The sequence below is a fragment of the Mesorhizobium sp. M7A.F.Ca.CA.004.12.1.1 genome (assembly GCF_003997835.1).
GTDB lineage: Bacteria > Pseudomonadota > Alphaproteobacteria > Rhizobiales > Rhizobiaceae > Mesorhizobium.
This window is the reverse complement of record NZ_RZRK01001379.1, coordinates 1-758: the sequence shown is the minus strand read 5'-3', so window position 1 is coordinate 758 and position 758 is coordinate 1. Positions and strand designations below refer to the sequence as shown.

Annotated in this window: 1 protein-coding gene; it reads right to left on the bottom strand. The window is 61.2% G+C overall.

Going from position 1 to position 758, the window contains the following annotated elements; genetic code table 11:
- Positions 1 to 670 (bottom strand): ATP-binding protein (locus tag EN984_RS36510; RefSeq protein ID WP_164766012.1); only part of this gene is annotated, 670 nt, incomplete at its 3' end.
- Positions 671 to 758 lie beyond the last annotated feature (88 nt).

Sequence of the window (758 nt, the reverse complement as noted above, 5' to 3'; positions counted from 1 at the left end):
ATCTGTTGCCCCGCGACATGATCGACAATGAGCGCTCGACCGCCTCGGATGGGTTGATCGCGGTCGAGCGCTCATTGTCGATCATGTCGCGGGGCAACAGATGGCGGCGGTTCGAGGTGGCGTAGAAGATGACATTGACTGGCCGACCCTCGACGCCGCCTTCGAGCGCTGCCTTGAGCGATTTGTAGGAAGTGTCGTCATGGTCGAAGGAGAGGTCGTCGCAAAACAGGATGAAGCGGAAGGGGGCCGCCTTGAGCAATCCCATCAGCTTCGGCAGCGTGTCGATGTCCTCGCGGTGGATTTCGATCAGCTTCAGCGGCAGGTCGGACTTGGTCCTGGCGTTGATTTCGGCATGCACGGCCTTGACCAGCGACGATTTGCCCATGCCACGCGCGCCCCACAGCAACACGTTGTTGGCTGGGTAGCCGGCGGCGAAGCGTTCGGTGTTGTCGACAAGGATGTCGCGGACGCGGTCGACGCCACGGATCAGGCCGATGTCGACGCGGTTAACCCTGCGCACCGGCTCCAGATAGCCGGGATCGGCCTGCCAGACGAAACAATCGGCCTCGCCGAGGTCGGTTTGGGGCACCGGCGGCGGGGCAAGGCGGCTCACCGCCTCGATCAGCCGGTCGAGTTTCTGGTTCAGGGATTCAATGCTGCTGTCGGTCATGACTGTCTTTTGTTTTCGCGTTTTTGATGTCTGGGGGCGTGAAGCTGCCCGATTCCGCCTGATACAAAACCGGTCGCAACCTTTTGTT